Source organism: Paenibacillus tengchongensis (genome assembly GCF_008973665.1).
Taxonomy (GTDB): domain Bacteria; phylum Bacillota; class Bacilli; order Paenibacillales; family Paenibacillaceae; genus Paenibacillus_AQ; species Paenibacillus_AQ tengchongensis.
Genome location: NZ_WACP01000003.1, coordinates 47,752 through 70,341, shown reverse-complemented (window position 1 = coordinate 70,341; position 22,590 = coordinate 47,752). Strand labels below are relative to the sequence as shown.

At 57.2% G+C, this 22,590-nt stretch carries 21 protein-coding genes and 2 pseudogenes; 4 read left to right on the top strand and 19 right to left on the bottom strand.

What is annotated here, in order from left to right; genetic code table 11:
* Window positions 1–45: 45 nt before the first annotated feature.
* The 12 genes and pseudogenes from smc to F1381_RS05990 form a co-directional block, all read right to left on the bottom strand.
* Entirely contained in the window at window positions 46–3,615 is a 3,570-nt protein-coding gene (smc, locus tag F1381_RS06045; RefSeq protein WP_151733930.1) for a chromosome segregation protein SMC, read from the bottom strand.
* A gap of 192 nt (window positions 3,616–3,807) precedes the next feature.
* The gene (gene rnc / locus F1381_RS06040) at window positions 3,808–4,512 is read right to left on the bottom strand and encodes a ribonuclease III (RefSeq protein WP_151733929.1); all 705 of its coding nucleotides are present in this window, start codon (window positions 4,510–4,512) and stop codon (window positions 3,808–3,810) included.
* A 12-nt stretch (window positions 4,513–4,524) separates the two neighbouring features.
* Window positions 4,525–5,763 carry a beta-ketoacyl-ACP synthase II gene (gene fabF / locus F1381_RS06035; protein WP_151733928.1) on the bottom strand — a complete coding sequence of 413 codons (1,239 nt, stop codon included), beginning with the start codon at window positions 5,761–5,763 and terminating at the stop codon, window positions 4,525–4,527.
* A 218-nt stretch (window positions 5,764–5,981) separates the two neighbouring features.
* Window positions 5,982–6,215, bottom strand: a complete 234-nt coding sequence (locus F1381_RS06030) for an acyl carrier protein (RefSeq protein ID WP_019911228.1) — start codon at window positions 6,213–6,215, stop codon at window positions 5,982–5,984.
* A gap of 123 nt (window positions 6,216–6,338) precedes the next feature.
* Complete coding sequence (gene fabG, locus F1381_RS06025) at window positions 6,339–7,088, bottom strand: 3-oxoacyl-[acyl-carrier-protein] reductase (protein ID WP_151733927.1); 750 nt, start codon at window positions 7,086–7,088, stop codon at window positions 6,339–6,341.
* Between the two features lie 53 nt (window positions 7,089–7,141).
* Complete coding sequence (gene fabD, locus F1381_RS06020; protein WP_151733926.1) at window positions 7,142–8,065, bottom strand: ACP S-malonyltransferase; 924 nt, start codon at window positions 8,063–8,065, stop codon at window positions 7,142–7,144.
* Between the two features lie 88 nt (window positions 8,066–8,153).
* A complete protein-coding gene (locus tag F1381_RS06015; RefSeq protein ID WP_151734228.1) occupies window positions 8,154–9,143 on the bottom strand; it encodes a beta-ketoacyl-ACP synthase III in 990 nt (329 codons plus the stop codon).
* Window positions 9,144–9,151: 8 nt separating this feature from the next.
* Window positions 9,152–10,141 (bottom strand): phosphate acyltransferase PlsX, encoded by a 990-nt coding sequence (gene plsX, locus F1381_RS06010; RefSeq protein ID WP_151733925.1) that lies wholly within the window; start codon window positions 10,139–10,141, stop codon window positions 9,152–9,154.
* Window positions 10,125–10,721, bottom strand: coding sequence for a transcription factor FapR (gene fapR, locus F1381_RS06005; RefSeq protein ID WP_151733924.1), 597 nt, complete (start codon window positions 10,719–10,721; stop codon window positions 10,125–10,127). Before fapR ends, plsX begins: the two co-directional genes overlap by 17 nt.
* 319 nt (window positions 10,722–11,040) lie before the next feature.
* A pseudogene (locus tag F1381_RS06000) lies at window positions 11,041–11,205 on the bottom strand (phytoene desaturase family protein); the annotation flags it as partial.
* Between the two features lie 66 nt (window positions 11,206–11,271).
* Window positions 11,272–11,445, bottom strand: coding sequence for a 50S ribosomal protein L32 (gene rpmF / locus F1381_RS05995; protein ID WP_026263995.1), 174 nt, complete (start codon window positions 11,443–11,445; stop codon window positions 11,272–11,274).
* Between the two features lie 53 nt (window positions 11,446–11,498).
* Window positions 11,499–12,029 (bottom strand): YceD family protein, encoded by a 531-nt coding sequence (locus F1381_RS05990; RefSeq protein WP_246187922.1) that lies wholly within the window; start codon window positions 12,027–12,029, stop codon window positions 11,499–11,501.
* 142 nt (window positions 12,030–12,171) lie between these two features.
* Here F1381_RS05990 and F1381_RS05985 point away from each other — a divergent pair, with 142 nt between their 5' ends.
* Window positions 12,172–13,410 carry a nucleotidyltransferase gene (locus F1381_RS05985; RefSeq protein WP_151733923.1) on the top strand — a complete coding sequence of 413 codons (1,239 nt, stop codon included), beginning with the start codon at window positions 12,172–12,174 and terminating at the stop codon, window positions 13,408–13,410.
* Here F1381_RS05985 and F1381_RS05980 read toward each other — a convergent pair.
* Window positions 13,400–14,437 carry a SepM family pheromone-processing serine protease gene (locus F1381_RS05980; protein ID WP_151733922.1) on the bottom strand — a complete coding sequence of 346 codons (1,038 nt, stop codon included), beginning with the start codon at window positions 14,435–14,437 and terminating at the stop codon, window positions 13,400–13,402. The genes F1381_RS05985 and F1381_RS05980 overlap by 11 nt on opposite strands.
* Window positions 14,438–14,596: 159 nt before the next feature.
* Here F1381_RS05980 and F1381_RS05975 point away from each other — a divergent pair, with 159 nt between their 5' ends.
* Window positions 14,597–15,796 (top strand): nucleoside recognition domain-containing protein, encoded by a 1,200-nt coding sequence (locus F1381_RS05975; protein ID WP_151733921.1) that lies wholly within the window; start codon window positions 14,597–14,599, stop codon window positions 15,794–15,796.
* Here the strand turns inward: F1381_RS05975 and coaD are convergent.
* From coaD to F1381_RS05945, 5 genes are all read right to left on the bottom strand, one after another.
* Complete coding sequence (coaD, locus tag F1381_RS05970) at window positions 15,756–16,286, bottom strand: pantetheine-phosphate adenylyltransferase (protein ID WP_151733920.1); 531 nt, start codon at window positions 16,284–16,286, stop codon at window positions 15,756–15,758. The genes F1381_RS05975 and coaD overlap by 41 nt on opposite strands.
* The gene (gene rsmD / locus F1381_RS05965) at window positions 16,270–16,881 is read right to left on the bottom strand and encodes a 16S rRNA (guanine(966)-N(2))-methyltransferase RsmD (RefSeq protein ID WP_151733919.1); all 612 of its coding nucleotides are present in this window, start codon (window positions 16,879–16,881) and stop codon (window positions 16,270–16,272) included. Before rsmD ends, coaD begins: the two co-directional genes overlap by 17 nt.
* Before the next feature lie 326 nt (window positions 16,882–17,207).
* Window positions 17,208–17,630: a hypothetical protein gene (locus F1381_RS05955; RefSeq protein WP_151733917.1), complete on the bottom strand. Its 423-nt coding sequence runs from the start codon at window positions 17,628–17,630 to the stop codon at window positions 17,208–17,210.
* 123 nt (window positions 17,631–17,753) lie between these two features.
* Window positions 17,754–18,554: a glycoside hydrolase family 73 protein gene (locus F1381_RS05950; RefSeq protein WP_151733916.1), complete on the bottom strand. Its 801-nt coding sequence runs from the start codon at window positions 18,552–18,554 to the stop codon at window positions 17,754–17,756.
* A gap of 493 nt (window positions 18,555–19,047) precedes the next feature.
* Window positions 19,048–20,679: a sensor domain-containing diguanylate cyclase gene (locus tag F1381_RS05945; RefSeq protein WP_151733915.1), complete on the bottom strand. Its 1,632-nt coding sequence runs from the start codon at window positions 20,677–20,679 to the stop codon at window positions 19,048–19,050.
* Window positions 20,680–20,937: 258 nt separating this feature from the next.
* Between F1381_RS05945 and F1381_RS05940 the strand changes: the two genes are divergently transcribed.
* Entirely contained in the window at window positions 20,938–21,318 is a 381-nt protein-coding gene (locus tag F1381_RS05940) for a PilZ domain-containing protein (RefSeq protein ID WP_151733914.1), read from the top strand.
* A gap of 277 nt (window positions 21,319–21,595) precedes the next feature.
* Here the strand turns inward: F1381_RS05940 and F1381_RS05935 are convergent.
* Window positions 21,596–22,042, bottom strand: a pseudogene (locus F1381_RS05935) (ATP-binding cassette domain-containing protein); the annotation flags it as partial.
* A gap of 161 nt (window positions 22,043–22,203) precedes the next feature.
* Here F1381_RS05935 and F1381_RS05930 point away from each other — a divergent pair.
* Window positions 22,204–22,572, top strand: coding sequence for a hypothetical protein (locus tag F1381_RS05930; RefSeq protein WP_151733912.1), 369 nt, complete (start codon window positions 22,204–22,206; stop codon window positions 22,570–22,572).
* Window positions 22,573–22,590 lie beyond the last annotated feature (18 nt).

Genomic DNA, 22,590 nt, shown 5'->3' with positions numbered 1-22,590 from the left:
ACCCGTTCCCTCATTAATAACATTTAATAACTCCCGGGACCAGGCTCAGGCGATTTCCGCTTCCTCATCCTCCAGCTTGACCGATACGAGCTTGGACACGCCGCCTTCCTCCATCGTCACGCCGTATAGCACATCGGCTTCCTCCATCGTGCCTTTGCGGTGCGTTACAACGATAAACTGCGTCTGCTCGGAGAACTCGCGCAGGTATTGGGCGAAGCGGACAACGTTCGCTTCATCCAGCGCCGCTTCCACTTCATCCAGCACGCAGAACGGCACCGGCTTCACCTGCAGAATGGCAAACAGCAGCGCCATGGCGGTCAAAGCGCGCTCGCCGCCGGAGAGCAGCTGCAGGTTCTGCAGCTTCTTGCCCGGCGGCTGGGCGACGATGTCGATGCCTGTATCAAGCATATGCTCCGGATCGAGCAGCATCAGATCGGCACGGCCACCGCCGAACAGCTTGGTGAATACTGTGCCAAATTCCTTGCGGATCGCATCGAAGGTCTGCTTGAAGCGCTTGGACATTTCGTCCTCCATCTCGCGGATTACTTGATAGAGCGTTGTCTTCGCTTCCACCAGGTCATCCTTCTGGCTGCTGAGGAAGGTGTAGCGTTCATGAACGCGCTGATACTCTTCAATCGCGCCCAGGTTCACCTCGCCGAGCGCAGAGATGCTGCGCTTGAGGCGCTGCACCTCCAGCTGCGCGGCCGGAACGTCCTCAGGCACCGGATAGCGCTGCTTGGCCAGCTCATAGCTCAGCTCATAGTCGTCGCTCAGCTTGCGCAGGATATTGTCCAGCTCGACATCGAGCCGGCCGACGGACACCTCGGTTGCGCGCAGCTTGTCCTCGACCACACGCAGCGCCTGCCGCTGGTCCTTGGTCTCGCCTTCCGCCAGCTCTAGCTTGCGTGTCAGCGCCGTCCGGTCGGCGCGGGCCAGATCCAGCGCGCCTGCCGTCTCATCCTTCTTCAGCCGGAAGCCGTTCAGGTCTTCCCGCTGCTTCACAGCTTCACGCGCATTCTCTTCCAGGTCCTGCTCGATGGTCATCAGCAGGCTGCGGCTCTGGCGCAGCTCCTTCTCCTGGGAGCCGGCTTCATTCCGCATCCGGCGGAGCTGCTCTTCCAGGGAGAAAATCTCCTGGTCCAGCTTGCCCTCCGCGACCTTCATCCCGGTCAGCTTGCCCTGCAGCTCTTCCTTGGCCGATTCGCTGGCCTTGCGGTCGGATTCCGCCTGGCGGATCGCCTCATGCGCGGCCTTCTCTTCCCCTTCCAGCCGCACCAGCTCGCCGGCCGCCTGGGCCCGGCTTTCTTCCAGCGCGCGCAGCTCGCTCTCGAAGCCGCTGTGCTCCGCGCCTGCGCCGTCCACCTGCTCCTGGACATGGCGCAGCTCCTGGTCCAGCTGCTTCAGATCGCCGGAGACGCGCTGCTCTTCGAGGCGTTTCTCGTCCCCGTCATGGCGCAGCTGCTCCAGCTTCTCGGCTGCGCTGTTCTGTTCGTCGCGCAGCCGTCCGATGCCCTGCTTCAGCTTGGCGATCTGCTGCTCGGTATCTGTAATCTCTCCAGCCAGCTGATCGAGCTGACGCTTACGGCTGAGCAGGCTGTTGTTCTTTTTGTGCTGGCTGCCGCCGGTCATCGAACCGCCGGCGTTGACGATATCGCCTTCCAGCGTGACCACACGGTAACGGTACTGGCATCTGGCGGCGATCCGGTTGGCCTGCTCCAGCGTCTCGGCCACAATCAGATTGCCGAGCAGGCTGCCGACAATGCTGGCATAACGCTCGTCATAGCTGACCAGATCGGAGCCGATGCCGACAAAACCGTCGGCGCCTTCGACCATGCTGCGGTCGCTGCCGGTAATCTGCCGCGGCCGGATGACATCCAGCGGCAGGAAGGTCGCGCGCCCGAGCTGGCGCTGCTTCAGAAAAGCGATCGCCTGTCTGGACACGGCCTCGTTCTCCATGACCACATGCTGCAGCGAAGCGCCGAGCGCCGTTTCAACGGCCAGCTCCAGCTTCTCCGGCACCGCAATCAGCTCGGCGACGGCGCCGTGCACCCCGCTGAGCTGCGCTTTGCGCGCGGCCTTGAGCACTTCTTTGACGCCCAGCATAAACCCGTCGAAATCATCCTGCATTTCCTTCATCGTCTCATGGCGGGACACCTGTGCCTCACGCTTCTGCTCCCATTTGCGCAGGCCCGTCTGCGTCTCCTCCAGCAGCTTCTGGCGTTTGCTGGTCTGTTCGCTTTCCGTAATGTACGCGTTGCGGAGCGTACCGATCTCCTGCCCGAGCACGGCAATCCGCTCCTGCAGCCCTTTCCGGGCCGCCGACAGCTCCGCCAGCCGGGCCGTCCATTTGCCGCTCTCTTCCTTGCTGCGGCTCATACGCCGTTCCAGGTTCTCCTTCTGCTGATCGGCATAACGGATCTCATTGCGCGCCTGGGCCATCTGGTTCATCAGCTCCAGCAGCCCGCTCTTCAGCGACTCCTCCTTGCTCTGGCTGATCCCGCCGCTAACGCCTTCGAGACGCGTTTCCTCGGCGGCAAGCTCGCTGCGCAGCGTCTCCAGCGACCTGCGCGAATCCTCCAGCTTCCGCTCCAGCTCCGCCAGCTCCCGCTGGCGGCCTTCGGAGCGTTCGCCCACCGAACCGAGCGTAAGCAACAGCTGCTCGCGGTTATTTTCCAGGTTGCGCTTGCGTTCCTTCAAGACCTCGCCGTAGCCTTCGCTCTTCTCCGTAGCTTCGCTGTAGCGCAGCAATTGCTCCTGCAGCTTCTCGACCCGCTCCTCCAGTGTCCGCAGCTCCGCCCGGCCGCTCTCCAGCTTCGCGTCATGCGCCGAGACAACCGTCGAGAGCTCAAGCTGTTCGACCTTCAAGGTCTCCAGCTTTGCGTTGCCCTCCTGCCAAGCCGTATGTATCCCTTCAATCTGGTGCACATAGACGGATATCTCCAGCTGCTTGAGCTGTTCCCTCAGCGCTTTATAGCGGATGGCCTTCTCGGACTGGTCCTTAAGCGGACCGACCTGGTCTTCCAGCTCGCTGATTAAATCATGAATGCGCAGCAGGTTCTGCTCGGTTTCCTCAAGCTTGCGTCCGGCATCCCTTTTGCGCGATTTATATTTCACAATACCTGAGGCCTCTTCAAAAATACCGCGCCGGTCCTCGGACCGGGTACTGAGGATCTCCTCAATCCGGCCTTGTCCGATGATGGAATAGGCTTCACGGCCAATCCCGGTATCCATGAACAATTCCGTGATATCCTTCAGCCTGCAGGCCTGCTTGTTGATTAAATATTCGCTGTCCCCGCTGCGGTGGACACGGCGCGTCACTGTCACTTCGCTGAAATCCAGCGGCAGGGCATGATCCTCGTTGTCGAGGGTCAGCGACACTTCGCCGTAGTTGACCGCTTTGCGCGCATCGCTGCCGGCAAAAATAATATCCTCCATCTTGCCGCCGCGCAGCGACTTGGCACTCTGCTCGCCCAGCACCCAGCGGATTCCGTCGGAAATATTGCTTTTGCCGCTGCCGTTCGGGCCTACTACCGCCGTAATGCCGCGTACAAACTCCATCTCCGTCTTATCGGCGAATGATTTAAAGCCGGCTAGTTCGATCCGTTTCAAAAACATATCTGTTTATTCACCTCTGCCCCATTATACCACAGCGTCCGTACCCCTAGAATAGTCCTCCGGGGACGGACGAAGCCAAACGACAACGGTCCCGAAAAAGAGCAGCAAAGGTCTGACTCCGCCTGCACCATCCGGCGCTTCAGACCACTTGCTGCTCTCCTCCGCATGCGTTATATAACGAATGCCTCTTCTTCAGGCTCCGTCTTCTTTCAGACGCAGCAGCGCTGCTGCTGCTGCCCGCTGTTCTGCTTCTTTCTTGGAGCGTCCGTTGCCCTTGCCGAGCGAACGGCTGCCCATGTATACCTCCGAGACGAATTCCCGTTCATGCGCAGGGCCCCGTTCTTCGATAATCCGGTACTCCAGCGTGCCCATCCCGTGATGCTGAATCAGCTCTTGCAGCTCTGTCTTGAAGTCGCTGATCTGCATCTGCAGCTTGCCGTCGGTCTCCACCAGCGGAAAAATATACTCATCCAGAAATTTGCGCACCGTTTCCAGACCCTGATCCAGGTAAAGCGCTCCCACGAAGGATTCGAACACATCGGCCAGCAAGGCCGGGCGGGTACGTCCGCCCGTGAGTTCCTCCCCCTTGCCCAGCAGCACATATTTGCCGAAGCCGAGGCTTTCCGCGAATTTGACCAGCGAGGGCTCGCACACAATGGCGGCCCGCAGCTTGGTCAGCTCGCCTTCCGGCCTGTCCGGCAGCAAATTGTACAGATACTCGGACACCGTCAGCTCCAGGACCGCATCGCCGAGAAATTCCAGCCGCTCGTTGTCCTGGTGCTGATTGAACCGGTGTTCGTTGACATAAGATGCGTGGGTAAAGGCTTGCTTCAGAAGAGCAGGATCGTGAAATTGGATGTGAAGGTGGTTTTGTAGCTGCTTCAGGTCTCCTTTCACCGCACTCTCCCCTTACTGATTGAATTTTTTGAGAATTACCGTAGCGTTATGCCCGCCGAAGCCGAAGGAGTTGGACATGGCAATGTTAACTTCCGCTTGCCGCGGCACATTCGGCACATAATCCAGATCGCATTCCGGGTCCTGATTGTCCAAATTGATCGTTGGCGCAATCATTCCCTTCTGCAGCGTAAGACCGCAGATAATGGCTTCCACACCGCCGGCGGCGCCCAGCAAATGGCCGGTCATGGACTTCGTGGAGCTTACGGCAACCTTGTAGGCATGGTCGCCCAGCGCCTTCTTCACTGCAGCCGTTTCCGACTTGTCGCCGACAGGAGTCGAAGTACCGTGCGCATTGATGTAGTCGATCTCTTCCGGAGCAATTCCGGCGTCGCGGATCGCCATCTTCATACAGCGCGCCGCACCGTCAGGATCGGGCTCGGTCATGTGATGGGCGTCAGCGCTCAGGCCGTAGCCGATCACTTCAGCATAAATCTTCGCACCGCGCTGCTGTGCATGCTCCAGCGATTCCAGAATCAGAATACCGGCGCCCTCGCCCATGACAAAGCCGTCACGGCCGGTATCGAACGGGCGGCTGGCTTTCTCCGGCTCGTCGTTGCGCGTGGACATCGCGCGCATCGCGCAGAAGCCGGCCATCCCGGTCGGGCGGATCGTCGCTTCCGAGCCGCCGCAGATCATTGCGTCGGCGTCGCCGCGCTGGATCAGCCGGAACGACTCACCGATCGAATGGCTGCCTGTGGCACAGGCCGTTACCGTCGTGGTGTTCGGGCCCTTGGCTCCCAGGCTGATCGACAGCTGGCCGGAGCCCATGTTGGCGATCATCATCGGAATGAAGAACGGGCTGACACGTTTCGGGCCTTTCTCGAGCAGAAGGTTATGATTATCCTCCCAGGTTCCCAGCCCGCCGATGCCTGAGCCCACCGATACGCCGATACGCTCGGCCTCGACATTCTCTCCAACCACCAGCCCGCTGTCCTGCAGCGCTTCCTGGCCTGCAGCCAGCGCAAACTGCACGAAGCGGTCCATCTTGCGCGCTTCCTTGCGGCCGAACAGCTCTTCCGGATCAAAATCCTTGACCGAAGCGGCGATCTGTGTCGGATATTCGCTGACATCAAAGGCTTCGATCGACGATACACCGGACTTGCCGCTCATCAGGCTGTCCCAGAACGTCTCCAGGTCTTTGCCCAGCGATGTCAATACTCCCATACCTGTAATAACCACTCTATGACTCAAACATTATCACCTCATCGATAGCTGTAACTGCAATAAAAAAGCGGTAAACAAAAGCTGTGGCCGATCTATATAAACTACAGCAGCCGTCCGGTATCGGACTATGCTGCCGTTATTTTCCCCATTAAGTTGATCAAGCGGGTAACTCTGTTCCGGTAAAAGGCGCTGAAAATGAGGAGAAGTCCCGCCCTAGCAGGAACGGGACTCCCAATCATAGGACACTAGGTATGAGATTGTATGTACTTCACAACTTCACCCACGGTCGTAATTTTCTCTGCATCTTCATCAGAGATTTCCATGTCGAATTCATCTTCCAATTCCATTACCAATTCAACTACATCCAGCGAATCAGCACCTAAATCATCTTTGAAAGACGCTTCTAAGGTTACCTCAGCTTCATCAGCACCTAAACGGTCGATGACAATGCGTTTTACACGCTCCAATACATCGGACATCCGGTTCACCTCCTCTTTTGGTATTATACGAGATATGAAGTCAAAATACCATAGAGCGCCAAAAACGCTTTCCGGCCCGCTCCATACCCCTTTTCCCCTAAGCATTGCAGGCACTTATTAGCCTTACATGTACATTCCGCCGTCCACATGTAGCGTTTGGCCGGTCATGTAGGCGGCCCCTTCAGAGGCCAGGAACACAGCCGCGTTGGCAATATCCTCCGTACGCCCAAGCCGGGCCAGGGGAATCCCCTTAACCAGCTCGCTGCGGACATCATCGGACAATTCGCGGGTCATATCGGTATCAATGAAGCCTGGAGCAATACAGTTCACAGTAATGCCGCGGGAAGCCAGCTCCCGGGCAGCCGACTTGGTCAGGCCGAATATGCCGGCTTTGGCGGCCGAATAGTTGGCCTGTCCGGGATTGCCGGTGATGCCGACCACCGAAGAAATGTTGATGATGCGGCCGTAGCGCTGCTTCATCATCGGACGGGTAGCGGCCTTCAGGCAGTTGAACACGCCCTTGAGGTTGGTCTCAATCACCTGGTCGAACTCTTCTTCCTTCATCCGCATAATGAGGTTGTCGCGGGTAATGCCCGCATTGTTGACCAGAATATCAATTCTGCCCCACGTATTCAGCACTTCCTTCACCAACGCTTCGGCTTCGGCAGAATTGCCGACATTGCCCTTCAGCGCGATGCCCTCCGAGCCAAGCTCCGCGATGCGGGCCACGGTCTCCTGCGCAGCCGCCTCGCTTCCTGCATAATTCACCGCCACCTTCACACCCTGTGCAGCCAGGGCCAACGCAATACTGCGGCCGATGCCGCGGGAACCGCCGGTGACGAGGGCCGTTTGGCCTTTTAAAGCTGAGAACATCCCGCTCTCTCCTTTCGCTCATTCGCAGGGCTGTCTCTAGCAGCCCATATCTGTTACCAGCCCGCTTGCACACTGTCAAGACTGTTTATGGTCACCGTCTTGACATGCTTGTCGACCTTACGCACCAGGCCAGTCAATACGGCACCGGAGCCGATCTCTACGAAGGTATCGACGCCGGCGGCAATCAGCCACTCCACAGTATCCTGCCAGAGTACAGGCGAATATACTTGGCGGACCAGCAGCGCGCGGATTTCTTCCGGATCGGTTACGGGCGCGGCGGTAACATTGGCGATCACCGGTACAGACGGTGCGCTGAACTCCACCTTGTCCAGCTCTACTGCCAGCCGCTCAGCCGCTTCCTTCATTAAGGAAGAATGGAACGGGCCGCTCACCTCCAGCGGAATCGCCCGCTTGGCACCAGCTTCCTTGACGCGTTCAACCACCGCATTTACGCCCGGCAGCGTCCCGGAAACGACGATCTGTCCCGGACAATTGACATTCGCCAGCTCCACCGAGTGACCGCTCTCCGTAATATTCCGGCACAGAGCGGATAGAGCTTCACGGTCGGCACCAAGGACAGCTGCCATGGCTCCCTGCCCGCCGGGCACCGCTTCCTCCATGAACTGTCCGCGAAGGCGGACCAGCCGGACGGCATCCTCGTAGCGCAGCACGCCGGCAGCAACCAGGGCGCTGTATTCGCCCAGGCTGTGGCCCGCGACATAATCAGGCTTGCCCGCCTGATCACCGAGCGCCTGCAAATAAGCGACGCTAGCCGTTACGAGGGCTGGCTGGGTGTTCACCGTCTGCTTCAGCTCACTGTCAGGCCCCTCAAAGATCAGCCGGCTCAGCCCGAAGCCCAGCGCTTCGTCGCCCTTGGCGAACACATCGTGGCTCACCGGTAGTGCGTCATACACATCCTTACCCATGCCGACGCTTTGCGCACCCTGGCCCGGAAAAATATATGCAATTTTACCCATACACAGCAACCCCTATCCTGAACGCTCCGGGCGCCGCAACAAGTCTCCGTCACCCGGGCGTTGTATCTCTGTCAGACACTGTATTTCCTTACCAAACCAGAACGGAAGCTCCCCAGGTGAGACCGCCGCCGAAGCCGACCATCAGCACGGTGTCGCCTTCCTTCATCCGTCCCTCTTCCGCCGCTTCTACAAGCGCCAGCGGAATCGATGCCGCCGAGGTATTCGCATAACGGTCAACATTGATCACGCATTTGTCCTCCGACAGCTCCAGGCGCTGCATCGCCGATTGAATGATGCGGATATTCGCCTGGTGCGGTACGAACAGGTCGATGTCGGTCTTGTCCAGCCCTGCTTTTTCAAGCACACGTTCCGTAGCAGTTCCCATTACACGCACCGCGAATTTAAACACCTCGCGGCCGTTCATATAAATGAAGTGCTTCTTCTCTTCCAGAGTCTGCTGAGAAGCCGGCAGGCGGGAGCCGCCCGCTTCCAGCTTCAGCAGGCTGCCGCCGGCGCCTTCCGCACCGAGGTCAAATGACTTGAAGCCTCTGCCCTGCGGCACCTCGCCGAGCACAACCGCTCCTGCTCCGTCTCCGAAGAGCACACAGGTGTTACGGTCAGTATAGTCGGTAATGCGCGAAAGGGTATCCGCCCCGATGATCAGCGCATTGTTGTACATTCCGGTCTGCAGGAAGCTGGTAGCTGTAGCCAGACTGTATACAAAGCCGGAGCATGCGGCAGACAGATCGAATGCCGCTGCACCTTTGGCGCCGAGCTTGTCCTGCAGGATGCAGGCGGTCGACGGGAACGAGGTGTCCGGAGTAATCGTCGCCACGATGATCAGCTCCAGATCCTCGGCCTTCATGCCGGCCGAATCCAGTGCTTTGATCGCAGCCTGATAAGCCAGGTCCGAAGTCGCCTCATGCTCGGCGGCGATATGCCGTTCACGGATCCCGGTACGGCTGACGATCCATTCGTCGTTCGTCTCCACCATTTTTTCCAAATCGCTGTTGGTTAATATTCTTTCCGGCACATATTTGCCGGTCCCGATAATTCCGATGGGCCGCAGACTGTTCATATTTTCACTCACTTCCCGCTAATTTCCTTGGATATGCCGGTGACCAGACCCGACTGCAGCGCAAGCCGCGCCTGTCTGACCGCATTCTTGACGGCATTGCCGTCGGATGAACCATGGCCTTTGACGACCAGCCCGCTAAGGCCGAGCAGCGGCGCGCCGCCGTGTTCCTTATAATCCAGTTTACCCTTCAGGGCTCTCAGCTCAGGCATCAGCATCGCTGCGCCCAGCTTTGTTTTGAGGGAACGGGAGAACTGCTCCTTCAGCAGGGAGAACATGGCTCCCGCCGTTCCTTCCAGCGTCTTCAGCAGAATATTGCCGGCAAACCCGTCGCAGACCAGCACATCGCAGGCTCCGGTCAGCACATCGCGCGCTTCGACATTGCCGACAAAATGGATGCCCTGCATGGCCTCAAGCAGCGGATAAGCCTCCTTCGTCAGCTCATTGCCCTTGCCCGGCTCCGCGCCGACATTCAGCAGTCCGACGCGGGGCCTGGCAATACCGTGCACCTTGCTGCGGTAGATGCTGCCCATCAGCGCGTATTGTGCCAGATGCTGGGGCTTTGCATCCATATTCGCCCCGAGATCGAGCGCGAGCACGCCGACATCGTCAAGCGTCGGAATCATGGGCGCCAGCGCCGGACGCTCAATGCCTTCCATTCTGCCCACGACGAGCAGTCCCGTCGTCATCAGCGCACCGGTGTTGCCTGAGGAGATCATCGCTTCGGCCTCACCCTCGCGCACCATGCGCCCGGCGACGACCATCGATGAGTCCTTCTTGCGGCGGACAGCCTTTACCGGCTCTTCATCCCCGCCAATGACTTCGGATGCATGCCGCACCGTTACATTGGAGGGCTTGTTCGCCAGCAGCGGCGTCAGCCGCGCTTCATCGCCCACCAGTACAATCTGTGTATCCTTCCATTCCGCGGCTGCGGAAAGAGCGCCTTCCACATTGCTCTCCGGCGCGTGATCTCCGCCCATGGCATCAATGGCGATCAGCACTGCGGATTCCTCCTTCGCTGTGATCTTCGTTTGCGGACCGGTACACGATAAAGTGGCCCTGAAACACCAACTCTTCCCCTACGTAAGTGAACACATCCACTTCCGCCTTGCCGCCCCGGCCGGCCAGTGAGCGCACCTGCGCTTTGGCAATGCATTTCTCTCCCAGCCGCACCATGCGCACAAAACGGATCTCGGCCGACGCCGTCAGAGCGATTTCATCGTTGATGACCGCGACCGCCAGCGAGTTGGCCTGACCGAATACATAATGACCGCGGGCAATTCCATTTCTGGAAAATACATGCTCCTCGCGGATGTCAAATATAGAAATTCCGCTCTTGTCCAGCTGGAGATCGACAATCTCGCCGACCACTTCATCCGCCGGCAGGGAGCGGACCTGATCATACGTATGCTCCGCCATCTGCTTCATCCGTTCGCGCAGCTCCGGAATCCCCAGCTCCAGGCGGTCAAGCCGGATCGTCTGGATGCTTACCTTGAGCTGCCGGGTCAATTCCCGGTCAGTCACAAACGGATTGCCGTCGATGATTCGCAGCAGCTGCTGCTGACGCTCTTTCTTGGACATCCGCTCTATGGCGGCTCACCTCCTGGCTGTTGCCAACAAAGCAATCGGCCATCGAAATGGCCGCTGTAAATAATCTTGGATTAATAGCATTAATTAGCTCAATCATAGCTTACCACCGTTTTAGAACCAGGTACTAATATGTAGTATAAAGGATGGCGGCGCAAAAATAAAGCTTTGTCTTTCTTCCGTCCGACACAGGGCCGGGTTATCCGGTAAGAATCCCCTTTCACTTAAGGTTTTATCCGTACAAAAAGGAATACGGCGCCGCTGCCATCTCTCGCGCAGCCGCACCGCATGCCGTATCCTGCTGCCGGATTAATCACCGCCCTGCAATCCGCTCCCCGACCAGCCTTCCGGACAGGGAGACGACAGGCGTTCCGCCTCCGTGGTGGGTGGTTCCGCCCACGTACCACAGGCCCTTTACCTCCCGCGAGCGGTTGGACGGGCGAAAGAAGGTCTGCCGCACGGAATTGGAGGAAATGCCGTCTTTTTAGGGATACAAAAAAAATACCACCCCATCCAAAGATGAAGTGGTATTTCTGTATGAAGACTATTGTTTGATGATCTCTCTTGCTTTGTACGTTCCGCAAACTTTGCATACGTGGTGAGCAAGCTTCAGCTCGCCGCATTGTTCGCATTTCACCATGCCCGGAACTGCGAGCTTGAAGTGAGTACGACGTTTGTCACGGCGTGTCTTGGACGTTCTACGTTGAGGTACTGCCATGTGTTAACACCTCCTGGTTTCTTGTTAACCCGCGCTTTCAGCGGAGTTTGTTCTCAGTCGTCTTGCTTGGTAAAGAGTCCTTTCAACGCAGCGAATCTTGGATCGATCACTGTGTTGTCGCAACTGCAGGTGCCTTCGTTCAAATTTTGTCCGCATGTGTGACAAAGACCAAGACAGTCTGCCTTGCACAATACCGAATCCGGCAAGTGCAGTACGAAATGTTCCTCCACGAACGGAGTGAGCTCCACAGTCTCATCCTCAATGTAGATGATATCCTCATCTTCATCTTCCTCGGAAGGAGCGGGCTGTTTCAGCCACTGGTAAGTCTCAGCAAAAGGAATATCAAGCTTCGTCTTAACCTCGGTTAGGCAACGCGAACACAGCATGTCCGCGCTTCCTGTCAGCTTCCCCACCACGTTCACCTGATCGGTATCCGCGGGCAGCGCATTAAGGTCCACTGAGAGCGGTGCAACGGCAACAATATCCTTACGCCCTTTGACAAACTCGCTTACATCCAGTGTTTCATGGAAGTGAAGAGGCCCGTCGGCGTTTGCTATCTTGCGAAAGTGAATCTTCAACATCATCACTCCAAACAAACAAAATTTATTATACCTATTATTACCGGACTTTGTCAATCATTTTCCCTTGATATTGTTTCAAATCCGCGGACAATTTATGATAGAGCTACAAAACTGTCCTGATGACAAAACCGGAGTGAGGCATTCATTGAGTACACTAGGCATTATCGCAGAATATAACCCGTTACACAACGGGCATGTCCACCATTTCCGGGAGGCCAAAAGCTTATCCGGCGCTGACAGCGTCATCGTCGTCATGAGCGGGCCGTTCACCCAGCGCGGCGAGCCCGCCGCCGTCAGCAAGCGGGCTCGCACCGAGATGGCGCTGCACATGGGCGCCGACCTCGTTATTGAGCTGCCGGTCGCCTACGCGGTGCAACCGGCAGAATGGTTCGCCTTCGGCGCCGTCTCCCTGCTGGCCGCTACCGGCGTCGTGGACAGCCTCTGCTTCGGCTCGGAAGCCGGTAGCCTGGAGCAGCTGCGCCCGCTGGCCCAATTCCTGGCTCGCGAGAACAGCCGGCTCCGGGAAGAGATCGCCAGCCGCATGGCGCTTGGCGTCAGCTTCCCCGCCGCCTACAGCGGCGCGGCTGCACAGGCCTGGGAGGCCTCCTTCACGGGAGAGGAGAAACCGCCGGATGCTGCGGAGCTGCTCCGCCAGCCCAACAACAGTCTCGGGCTGCATTACCTTATCGCCCTCGAAAGGCTCGGCAGCAGCATGGTCCCATTGACCGTGCCGCGCACCGGCGCGGGCTTCCACGCTCCGCTGCAGCCGGGTTCAAGCATTGCCAGCGCGACCGCAATCCGCAGGCTGCTGCTGGAGGGCGGCTCTCCGGCGCCTTACCTGCCGGAGTACAGCCTGTCCATCCTGGCCAGGGAACAGGCGGCCGGCCGCGGGCCGGTGACGCTGGAGGCATTCCGTCACCCCCTCCGCCATACGCTGCTTACGCGCAGCGCCGCGGAGCTGAAGAGCCTGCACGAGATGAACGAAGGGCTGGAGAACCGGCTGCTGCGCATATTCGCCAGGCTGGAGCCGTTCACCATTGAAGGGCTGCTGCAGGGGTTGAAGAGCAAGCGTTACACGCACACCCGGCTGCAGCGGCTGCTCGTCCACACCCTGCTGAATCATACGAAGGAAGAGCTGACGCCGCAGCGGCTGGGCCAGGGGCCCGCGTATCTGCGGGTCCTGGGCTTTAGCGCAGCGGGGCGGCAGCTGCTGAAGCAGATGAAGCAGCGCGCTACGCTGCCGGTGGTCACCCGCCCGGCCCAATTCGACCATCCCATGCTGAGGCTGGACCTTGCTGCTGCGGGTGTATACGCCGCAGCGTTCACGGACCCGCAGCGGCAAGAGCTGCTCGCCGACTATCTGCTGCCGCCGGTCATGGTTTAACCGGCAGCTCCTCCATGTATTTCAGCGCTTCGTCCAGCGTGGCCACCGGTACCAGCTTCATCTTGGTGCAGATCTGGTCGGCCCGCGCCTTCGCTTCGTCAACATTCTTAAGCGGAACAAAGAAGATGTCCGCCTCCTCGCGGTCTGCGGCGACGATCTTGTGCTTCACACCGCCGATCGCCCCGACGTTGCCGCCGGCATCCATTGTCCCCGTTCCCGCTACCCGGTAACCCTTGGTCAAGTCGCCGGGGGTAAGCCGGTTATAAATCTCCATGGTGAACATCAGGCCGGCCGAAGGGCCGCCGACCTCGGTGTCGACAAAGCTGATCCCATGCCCCTCTTCCTCCGGCACCACCTTCTGGACCGCTCCGATACTGATGCCCAGACCGGGACGCGCCGGCGAGTTCTCCTTGTCCCTGACTTCAACCAGCTTCACCTGCTCGCTGATTTCCTTCCCGTCCCGCTGCAGCTTAACATCGACCCGGTCGCCGATGGCACGGGACGACAACAGCTTCGCCAGCGCCTCCGCATCGGTCACCTTCTCCCCGGCCACTGCTACAATCCGGTCACCCGGACGGAACTGATCCTTGTTCCCGGTCTCCGGCACGGAGAATACATAGAGGTAATCGGTGACCTCCTCATAAGGCACGTTGGCGGCTTTGTAGGCGGCCTGTACGGCGAACGACTGCGAACTGCTCATATAATAGACCTGCTCAGCAGCGTACTCCTGCTCCGTCCGGTCACCCAGCCGCGTCTCCTTGGCGACAATCTCCGCATAGGAGTTAAACATGGATACGACCAGCAGCGCCACATTGGCATAACTGGCAGACACGGTTGTCATCATGAAGGCGCCCTGCTCCGGCGGATCGGCATTCTCCACCTGAATCATCGGAGCGACTTCAGAGGCGCTGCCCGGCCGGTATACGATATACGGCGTATTCATAAAAACCACAACATACACAATAACCACAAAGGTAACTAAGTAGATAAAAGCGCGGAAGCCTATCCGTCGTTTCGGTTGCTTCAAATGCTGTCCCTTCTTTCTTTCCGGCACCGCTTTGCTGAAACGCCTGGTCCTGCAGGAGATTCGGTTCCTCTTTCGCCAAGGCATGTCAGCCGCTTGCAGCGCATAACATGGATAACAGGTCAAGCCCATGTCTTATGCTATGAAGAGGTGGTACATAACATGAATCATCTGAAAATACGCCGAATCGCCTCAGGCACCGCACCTTTTCTGTCCGGCGCCCTTGCCATCATGCTGGCGGCGGCCATCGTAGCTTCTCCGGAGCCGGCTTTTCAGGCCTCGCTTCAGGGGCTGAAGCTGTGGTGGACGCTCGTCTTTCCGGCCCTGCTGCCTTTTCTGATGCTGTCCGAGATGCTGACGGCCTCCGGCTGGGTCCACGGCATCGGTGTCCTGCTGGAGCCCGTGATGACCCGCGTCTTCCGGCTCCCCGGCGCCGGAGGCTGGCTGCTTACACTGGGCATGAATGCCGGCTTTCCGGCCGGAGCCGCCGGCGCGGCCCGGCTGTATAAGCAGGGCGCCCTCACGGGGCCGGAAGCCCGCAGGCTTGCCGCGCTAAGCCATTTCGCCAGCCCCGTGACGCTGCTTATCGTGGTAGGCGTAGGCTTTCTGCATCAGCCGGAGGCCGGTTATGCGCTGCTTGCCATCCACTGGGCATCGGGTCTCTTGGCCGGCTTCACAAATGGACGTTTCGCCGGCAGGCATACAGAGCCGGCCAATCCCGCGCGAAACCCGGTCTCCCTCAGCCGGCGGGTGGTCCAGACTGCGGCCGCGGCCCGGGCGGCAGACGGCCGTAGCTTCGGCAAGCTGCTGGGCGATTCCGTGGCATCCGCCGTGCAGAATCTGATGATTGTCGGCGGCTATATGATTATATTTGCCGTCGTTATCCAGATCATCGGCAGCGCCCTGTCCTGGCTTCCGGCAGGCCTGACTGCTGGCGTACTGGAGCTGCATCTGGGCGCAAACGCCGCCGCCTCTGCGCTGAATCAGTCTGGAGTCCTCGCAGCGGGTGCGCTGTCGGCGGCCTTGGCATGGAGCGGGCTGTGCGCCCAATTGCAGGCGCTGTCCGCACTGAAGCAGGCTGGCGGGCGGTTTCTGCCCTTTGCGGCAGCCCGGCTGCTGCATGCAGGATACGCCTTCCTGCTGACCGTGCTGCTGTGGAAGCCGCTGCTCTCCCTGCAAGCCGCCGCCTTGCCCGCAGCCGTCTTGCCCGCAGGCCCGGAAGACGCCCAGAGCCTAGCTGCCCTGCCGGTGTGGACCTCTCTGCCGCGCCTGCTGGGACTCCAAAGCCTTGCGCTGCTCCTATTATTGGCAAGTTCGGCAGCTATTTATGTTGCTGCCCGTTATCGTCAGCCAAAGCGCTGAACTTGCGTCTCATCGCCTGCTCCACTTCCGGCGTCACGAAATCCGACACATTCCCGCCGAAATGAGCCAGCTCTTTGACGACGCTGGAGCTGAGATATGAATATTTGGGATTGGTCATCATAAAAATGGTTTCCGCGTCCGGATTCAGACTCTGATTGATGGACGCATTCTGCAGCTCATATTCAAAGTCCGTTACCGTCCGGATCCCGCGCACAATCACCTGGGCATCCTTCTGGCGGAGATAATTGACCAGCAAATCACGGAAGCTGTCAACTTCCACATTGGGAAGATCTGCAGTAGCCTGTCGCAGCAAATCCGCCCGTTCCTCTACCGAGAACAGCGGATTTTTGCTTAAATTGTTCAATACGGCAACGATCAGCCTGTCAAACTGCTTGGCGGCGCGATGAATAATGTCCATATGCCCCAGCGTTACCGGATCAAAGCTTCCGGGATAAATGGCGACCCGTTCTTTTCTAATCTGCTGACTCATCAGTATCCTCCTCGCCACTCTCCGCCTCTTCCCCGGGAAGGACGGACTCTATCCTGTAGATAGAGATCGTTGTTTCGCCGTACACGCTATGCTTGATTTGGCTGAAACCGGGAATATCCGCCGGATATGCATACCCGGATTCATGTTCCAGCACAATGACCGCGTCGGGACTGAGCAGTCCTTTTTGCTGCATAGTCTGCATCAGTTCAGCCCCGTGCTTCAACCTATAAGGCGGGTCGAGAAACACCAGGTCAAATACCTTGCCCCGCTTTTCCATCGCCGCAAGGGCCCGTCCCGCATCATTGCGGTAGACCTCCGCCTGCGCTTCCAGCCTAACTGTCTTCAGATTGGCCCGGACCGTCTCAATGCTCTTCGGTTCCATGTCCACAAATACCGCACTGTCCATCCCTCTGCTGAGCGCTTCAATGCCTAGCCCGCCTGTTCCGGCGAACAAATCCAGCACGGTCCCCCCGTCAAAATACGGACCGATCATACTGAATACCGCCTCCTTGACCTTATCGGTCGTCGGCCGCGTTCCAGTTCCCGGCACGCTCTTCAGCGGTCTGCCTTTTGCGCTTCCCGATACAACTCTCACCGATCATTTCACCTGCTTTATGTCTCTCTGTTATTCATGCCTAAACGGCATTGTAGCAAGCCTATAGTACCACAATTGAATGACGATTGAAAAAGTCTGTCTAAATCTGTCGCACATTTCCCCGTAAAAAAAGTTCCGTCATATGTATAAGTCCGGCCCGAAGCGGACATCATGTAACTATCGACATCGCAAAATGTCGTAGACAACCGCGGAGCAGGCTTACGTTTCCCCATAAGCTCTTCGTCCGGTTTCTCCTCTCCCATGAAAGAGGCCCTAGAAATAGGGCCTCGATTTTTGTTTGCAATGATTACAATAAAGCCCTGCGCTTAATCGGAAACCAGAATGCCGTCAAAGCTTTCCGGCCCGACGCGCACCGTTCCCAGCAGATTGGAGCTGACAAATGCGGTATAGGTAATCTGCGGGGTAACCGGAGGCAGGTAATCGGCGGCGGAAAAGGCAATGACCTGCGGCGCTAGCAGGCTGAGGCTGAATGTCGAGGTTGCCGAGTATACTACCGGGTCTGTCGGCAAAGTCCCTCTGACAATTGTAATGGTAATGCCGACCAGGGCCAGCGGAACCTGAACGGATATGGTTCCTTTAAGAAGTACACGCGGGTTGGCCGTAATCCCCGCCGACAAAAGCCCGATTTGCCCGAATAACTGCGGGGTGTTAATCGCCAGAATCGGTATGGCGATCGAGTTGGCTGTGCTGGCATTTTGCGAGGTTCTTGCATCCAGATAAGTTCCCATAGATCGTACCCCCTTTCTTCAATATATCTCATAGTATTAAGGAAAGAAGACGGTGGTTTGGTCAAATCACACGTTTGAGTGAAATCCGCATATGCTGTGCTGAAGCAGGAAATGCCCGGTACTTTATTGTTGTCCGGTGACCAGCAGGCCTGCCCGGTTCAGCACCGTCAGAATCCGGTAGAAATCATGGCTGCCGCCGGTCGGCGTATCCAGCAGACCGGCAGCGACCGCAGCATGTACGGCGGCCTCCGCCCACTCGGGAACATTCATTACCGAGCGCCCTTCAATCACAGACAGCCGTCCGGTCACATTTTTGATCGCTTCTCCCTGCTCCTGCACACCGGACTTCAGCGTATCCCTGCTGACGGTAAGACCCGCCAGCAGAACGCGCAATTGATTCACTTCGGATTCCAGGCTTGCGAGCTTTGCTTTGTCTTCAGCCGACATCTCGTCATCCTCCTCAAACTCGTCGTATTGATACAGATGATACTCATCCATAATCCGGATCAGCTTGTTTGCGTATTGCGGATCGGTGGCGTAACCGGCGGCGGCAATCTCCCGCGCCGCCGTCCGGCCATCGACACCGATGACTTTGTTGTACAAATTGCGGTTCCAGGAGACCCCGCCGACAATAACAGCGGAATGATCCGCAACAGATTCACCCCAGTTATTATAGGCCCGGAAGGTAGCGGCTACCTGTACGGGCCTGCCGCCTACATATTCGGTCGTTCTGATGACAATGCTTCCCGCCGGGCCGCTGCCTTTTATGCCAAACAGGTTATTCGCCTTTGCGGTTAACCCGCTGTTGCCCCAGTTTGATTCCAGCGCGGCCTGGGCAATAGTCAGTGAAGCGGCAATATGGCTGCGCTGCATGTCCGCCACAGCATAAGGTATGATTTTGTCCAGAAATTTGCTTGCCGTCATTTCATCACATCCTTTCTTTATTAAATGCCGCAGCAGCGGCAAGGGCTTGTGCGTTTCCCTACCGGTTCGCCGGAGGAAAAATCCGTGCACGCATTCAATATTGAAAGAATTATAATTCCCGATAACACTCCAATAACACTGTTATTTTATAGTGAAGGTTAAGACCGATCCCAACCGTTTGATTCTTTCATCAATATGACGTAGTATATAGTAACAATTTACTATACTAAGGAGGGTCCTTTAACCTATGCCTTCATTTTATTTTAGAGAATTGTGGACTCCCTTGAAGTGGATCGGGATCCATTTCTTCCGTGACGATGAGGAACATCTGTGGATCAAATATTGGACGAAACCGCGGAGGCGCTTAAAATAATGTACTACATACAGCCGTAGTCCGGCCTCATGCCCAAACAGCCCTATACACCGCCTTCTGTCCGCTGTAAAGCAACGGGAAGCCGGGTATAGGGCTGTTTTGCTGTGTCTCATTGAACTGCTAACTTGCCGCTTCAAAGGTAATCCGGTTCTTGCCGCTGCGCTTGGAGATATACAGCGCCTCATCGGCAAGATGCAAAATCTCTTCCGGCTCCAGACCATCCGGTGTCCATACGGCCGCACCCACACTGCAGCCTACATGGGCGGTCGCATCACCGATTTCAATCGGCAGATTGATTTTGCTGATGATGCGTGCCGCGACCACCTCGGCCTCGTACGCCGGTTTGCCTGCCGTTGTGTTCAGCACGACAACAAATTCATCGCCGCCGATGCGGGCAACAATTTCATTCTCACGGGTGCAGTCTACCAGACGGTCGGCAACCTTCTTAAGCAACGCATCGCCGGCGGCATGTCCGAGCGAATCATTGACGTTCTTGAATCCGTCCAAATCCAGGTACAGGAAACTGAGCGTCGTCCGGTTCTGCTTCGCCTTGCCGACCGCATGCGCGAGAAATTCGTTCAGTCCGGTACGGTTCAGCAGTCCCGTAAGCCCGTCATGCAGCGCTATGTCGGACATGAAGCTCAGCTTATTCTCCGTTTTGGTCAGATTACCCACCAAATTGTTTAAGGACGAAGCAAGAACCGCTACATCTTTAATACGGCTGTTGACGGGGATCTCCACCTGGGTTCCGCTGCTGAGCATATTGGCTGATTGGGACAAGCGGTGCAGCGGACGGGCGATCCAGCCGGCCAGCAGCCAGCCGAGAATCCCGAAGACCACGGCTGCGGCCAGGCCTGACAGCACCATGAAGCGCTCAAGCTGATGCACCGGGGCAAAGGCGATCTCCGCCGGCTGCCGGACCACTACCGTCCAGCCAAGCCCCGGATAATTCATATAACCGTCGCCGTAGGCATACCCGGTTAAATATTTTTTGTCGGCCCCGTTCTTCTCCACAACCCATGAATTTTCACCGGCGCGGGCCTTGGCGAGAACATCATCCGACAGCTTCCGGCCAATCATGGAGGAAGGCCCCAGCAGAATCGTATCATCTCTCCTGCTGACCACATAAATCTCCAGTTCGCGCATGCGGTCCTTGAGCGGAGCAAGGATCGAGGATTCCACTTCCCGTGACCACTCCCAGCTCAGATGCGCAGCCAGGACACCGCTCACCTGCCCGTCCTTGCCTTGGACAGGCACGCTGACATCTACGAATTGCAGCGGTTCACCAGACGGATTCGGCAGCAGCTTGGCCAGCAGGACGGCGTCGTGGACATCGCCGGTGTAGAGCCCTTTCAGCCCTTCCTGAAACACAGGGCGCTGGCTGATATTCTGTCCGGCCAGGATATTGCCGGTAGCCGAAATGACGTTGCCCTGCGTATCCAGAAACCCGACCCAGGTAAACACCGGGAGGCTGCTCTTGAGCTGATTGAGCAGTCCTCCGATCTCTGCAGGATCATACGGCTGCTGAAACGCACTTAGCTTACTGAGCACCTCCACTTCGCCTGAACGCGCCCACATGAAATGATCCAGCTTCTCGGCCATCTGGTAGGCCTCCTTAGCCAGCGAGCCGCCGATGCTGACCTCGACCCTGTCCGTGGATTGTTCTCCGATTACATGGATTAAGAGCGCCGTCAGCAGAACAATAATCAGTGCGGAAGCACCGGACAATAAGGTGCGCAGATTAAGCGACATATCCATTCTCCTCTTGCCGCCATGGCTTGGCAGCCTAAAATCAACTTTGTTCTGTCATCTTCTGCATGTCGAAAGAAGTCGTTAAATATGTTATCGGTGTAACTTTACATGATGTTTAGAATAAGCCGCCGGGCAACTCATGCTCATGGAGCGCTTGACTTAAATATTTTAAATTTCAACTATAAAAATGGCACTTTAGGAGATTGTGTGACGAAAATCATTTGGATATAATAGCAAAAAAACAGGCGGAGGTAAACGATGGATGATTCCAGCAGAAAAGAACCGTTCCGGTATGTAATGAACCAGCCGATTACATGCTGGCTGGAGGTTCCGGCAGGTTCTGCCGGACCGGGAGCAGGCAGACTGACCGAAGGATTGCTGCTTGACCTGAGCCGCTCCGGATGCAAGGTACGCACATCTCTGAATTTGCGCTTCACCGCAGGCGATACGAAGCTTATTATCCATTTCCAGCTGACAGATACCATGCTCCAGTTCGAAGGCAGCGTGCGTTGGGGCTGGATGTTCGGACTTGGGCAATTTCAGTACGGCATCAGGCTGGACCTTACAGAAGAAGAAGAAGAACGGCTGCTGCGCGAGTTGGACATTTGGACCGGCACTGCACGGGCCCTGGGCCTGTAATCGTCTTCCTGCCATTTAAGCTCTATGAGAGCGGCTACCGGCCGTTTCTTTTATAAGCACACATGCAAACAGGCAGGGCGCCCGCGCCCTGCCTGTTTGCAGTATATTTCCCGAATCTATAAATAAGCCCGTTCTGCAGCAATGCAGTCAACATAATGCCGATCCATACTTTTCGTTTAACGGGCAATACCTTCACTACAGCGATAACCAGCATCAGCAACAGCGAACATCGCCAATATATTGTCCCGCTCACGCCGGAAATCGTATTTCAGCAGCTTCAGCATTCCGCATACACCTCTCTGAACAGCTCGTCGATACAGATATGACGCTGCATCCGAATATCTTTCACTTCCCCCTGCAGAACAAGCTCTCCCTCTTTAATGAAGAGCACCTCATCGAATATCCGCTCGATATCTTTTACCAGATGGGTCGATATGAGGATCGTACTGTCTTCCTGGTAGAATTCCATCAGCGCATCCAGAATTCTGGTGCGGGCCACCGGGTCCACGCCGCCGATCGGTTCATCCAGCATATACAGCTTCGCTTTGCGGGAGAGCGCCAGGGTAAGCTGCAGGCGTTCGTACATGCCCTTGGACAGGACCTTCACTTTATTCTGCTTCCGCAGCCGCATGAACTCTAGCATCCGCTGCGCCTTGGCGGAATCGAAATCGGAGTAGAATTCAGCCTGATACCGCAGCGCGTCCCCTACGTTCATCCACGATTCTTTGTAGACGGAAGGCTCGAAACTCGGAAACAGCATGTATTTATAAAAATCGCGCTGGATGACAGTCCCGTTCTAGTCTCTCAACCACACCTCAAGGTCCGCCGGCTCATAGAATAGTATGGAAACTCCGCTGCACAACATTAACCGGGAGGTATGCGACAATGACAAAAGCCTTTATCTCACAGACGTATCCGCGGCTGACGGTCTACTCCGAAGAGAACTACCGGGGAAGAAGCCGGATCTATACCGGTAATCTGGGCATCCGCAATACGGACAATATTCTGGATGGAATCGAGAGTCTCCGTTTCTTCTCTACCAGCAGCAATGCAACGCTTGTGCTGTTCAGCCGCACCCGCTTCAGAGGCAGCTTCCGCGTTCTGCGCGGCAACCGCAGCATCCGTGATCTGGATGACTATATTTCCGGCAATGATGTCGAGTCCATCATCTCCACCAATCAGCGTCTGACGCTGGCCCAGATCCGCCGTATCCGCGACAGCGGGGAGCTGCCTCCCGGCTACCGGCTGATTTAAGCGCCAAATCATTAAGCG

What these genes read in the sequence shown, in the direction of transcription:
- smc (WP_151733930.1), bottom strand. Translation starts at nt 3,615, where the DNA reads ATGTTTTTGAAACGGATCGAACTAGCCGGCTTTAAATCATTCGCCGAT.
- F1381_RS06030 (WP_019911228.1), bottom strand. Translation starts at nt 6,215, where the DNA reads ATGTCCGATGTATTGGAGCGTGTAAAACGCATTGTCATCGACCGTTTA.
- fabG (WP_151733927.1), bottom strand. Translation starts at nt 7,088, where the DNA reads ATGTTCTCAGCTTTAAAAGGCCAAACGGCCCTCGTCACCGGCGGTTCC.
- fabD (WP_151733926.1), bottom strand. Translation starts at nt 8,065, where the DNA reads ATGGGTAAAATTGCATATATTTTTCCGGGCCAGGGTGCGCAAAGCGTC.
- F1381_RS06015 (WP_151734228.1), bottom strand. Translation starts at nt 9,143, where the DNA reads ATGAACAGTCTGCGGCCCATCGGAATTATCGGGACCGGCAAATATGTG.
- fapR (WP_151733924.1), bottom strand. Translation starts at nt 10,721, where the DNA reads ATGTCCAAGAAAGAGCGTCAGCAGCAGCTGCTGCGAATCATCGACGGC.
- rpmF (WP_026263995.1), bottom strand. Translation starts at nt 11,445, where the DNA reads ATGGCAGTACCTCAACGTAGAACGTCCAAGACACGCCGTGACAAACGT.
- F1381_RS05990 (WP_246187922.1), bottom strand. Translation starts at nt 12,029, where the DNA reads ATGATGTTGAAGATTCACTTTCGCAAGATAGCAAACGCCGACGGGCCT.
- F1381_RS05975 (WP_151733921.1), top strand. Translation starts at nt 14,597, where the DNA reads ATGAATCATCTGAAAATACGCCGAATCGCCTCAGGCACCGCACCTTTT.
- coaD (WP_151733920.1), bottom strand. Translation starts at nt 16,286, where the DNA reads ATGAGTCAGCAGATTAGAAAAGAACGGGTCGCCATTTATCCCGGAAGC.
- F1381_RS05955 (WP_151733917.1), bottom strand. Translation starts at nt 17,630, where the DNA reads ATGGGAACTTATCTGGATGCAAGAACCTCGCAAAATGCCAGCACAGCC.
- F1381_RS05950 (WP_151733916.1), bottom strand. Translation starts at nt 18,554, where the DNA reads ATGACGGCAAGCAAATTTCTGGACAAAATCATACCTTATGCTGTGGCG.
- F1381_RS05945 (WP_151733915.1), bottom strand. Translation starts at nt 20,679, where the DNA reads ATGTCGCTTAATCTGCGCACCTTATTGTCCGGTGCTTCCGCACTGATT.
- F1381_RS05940 (WP_151733914.1), top strand. Translation starts at nt 20,938, where the DNA reads ATGGATGATTCCAGCAGAAAAGAACCGTTCCGGTATGTAATGAACCAG.
- F1381_RS05930 (WP_151733912.1), top strand. Translation starts at nt 22,204, where the DNA reads ATGACAAAAGCCTTTATCTCACAGACGTATCCGCGGCTGACGGTCTAC.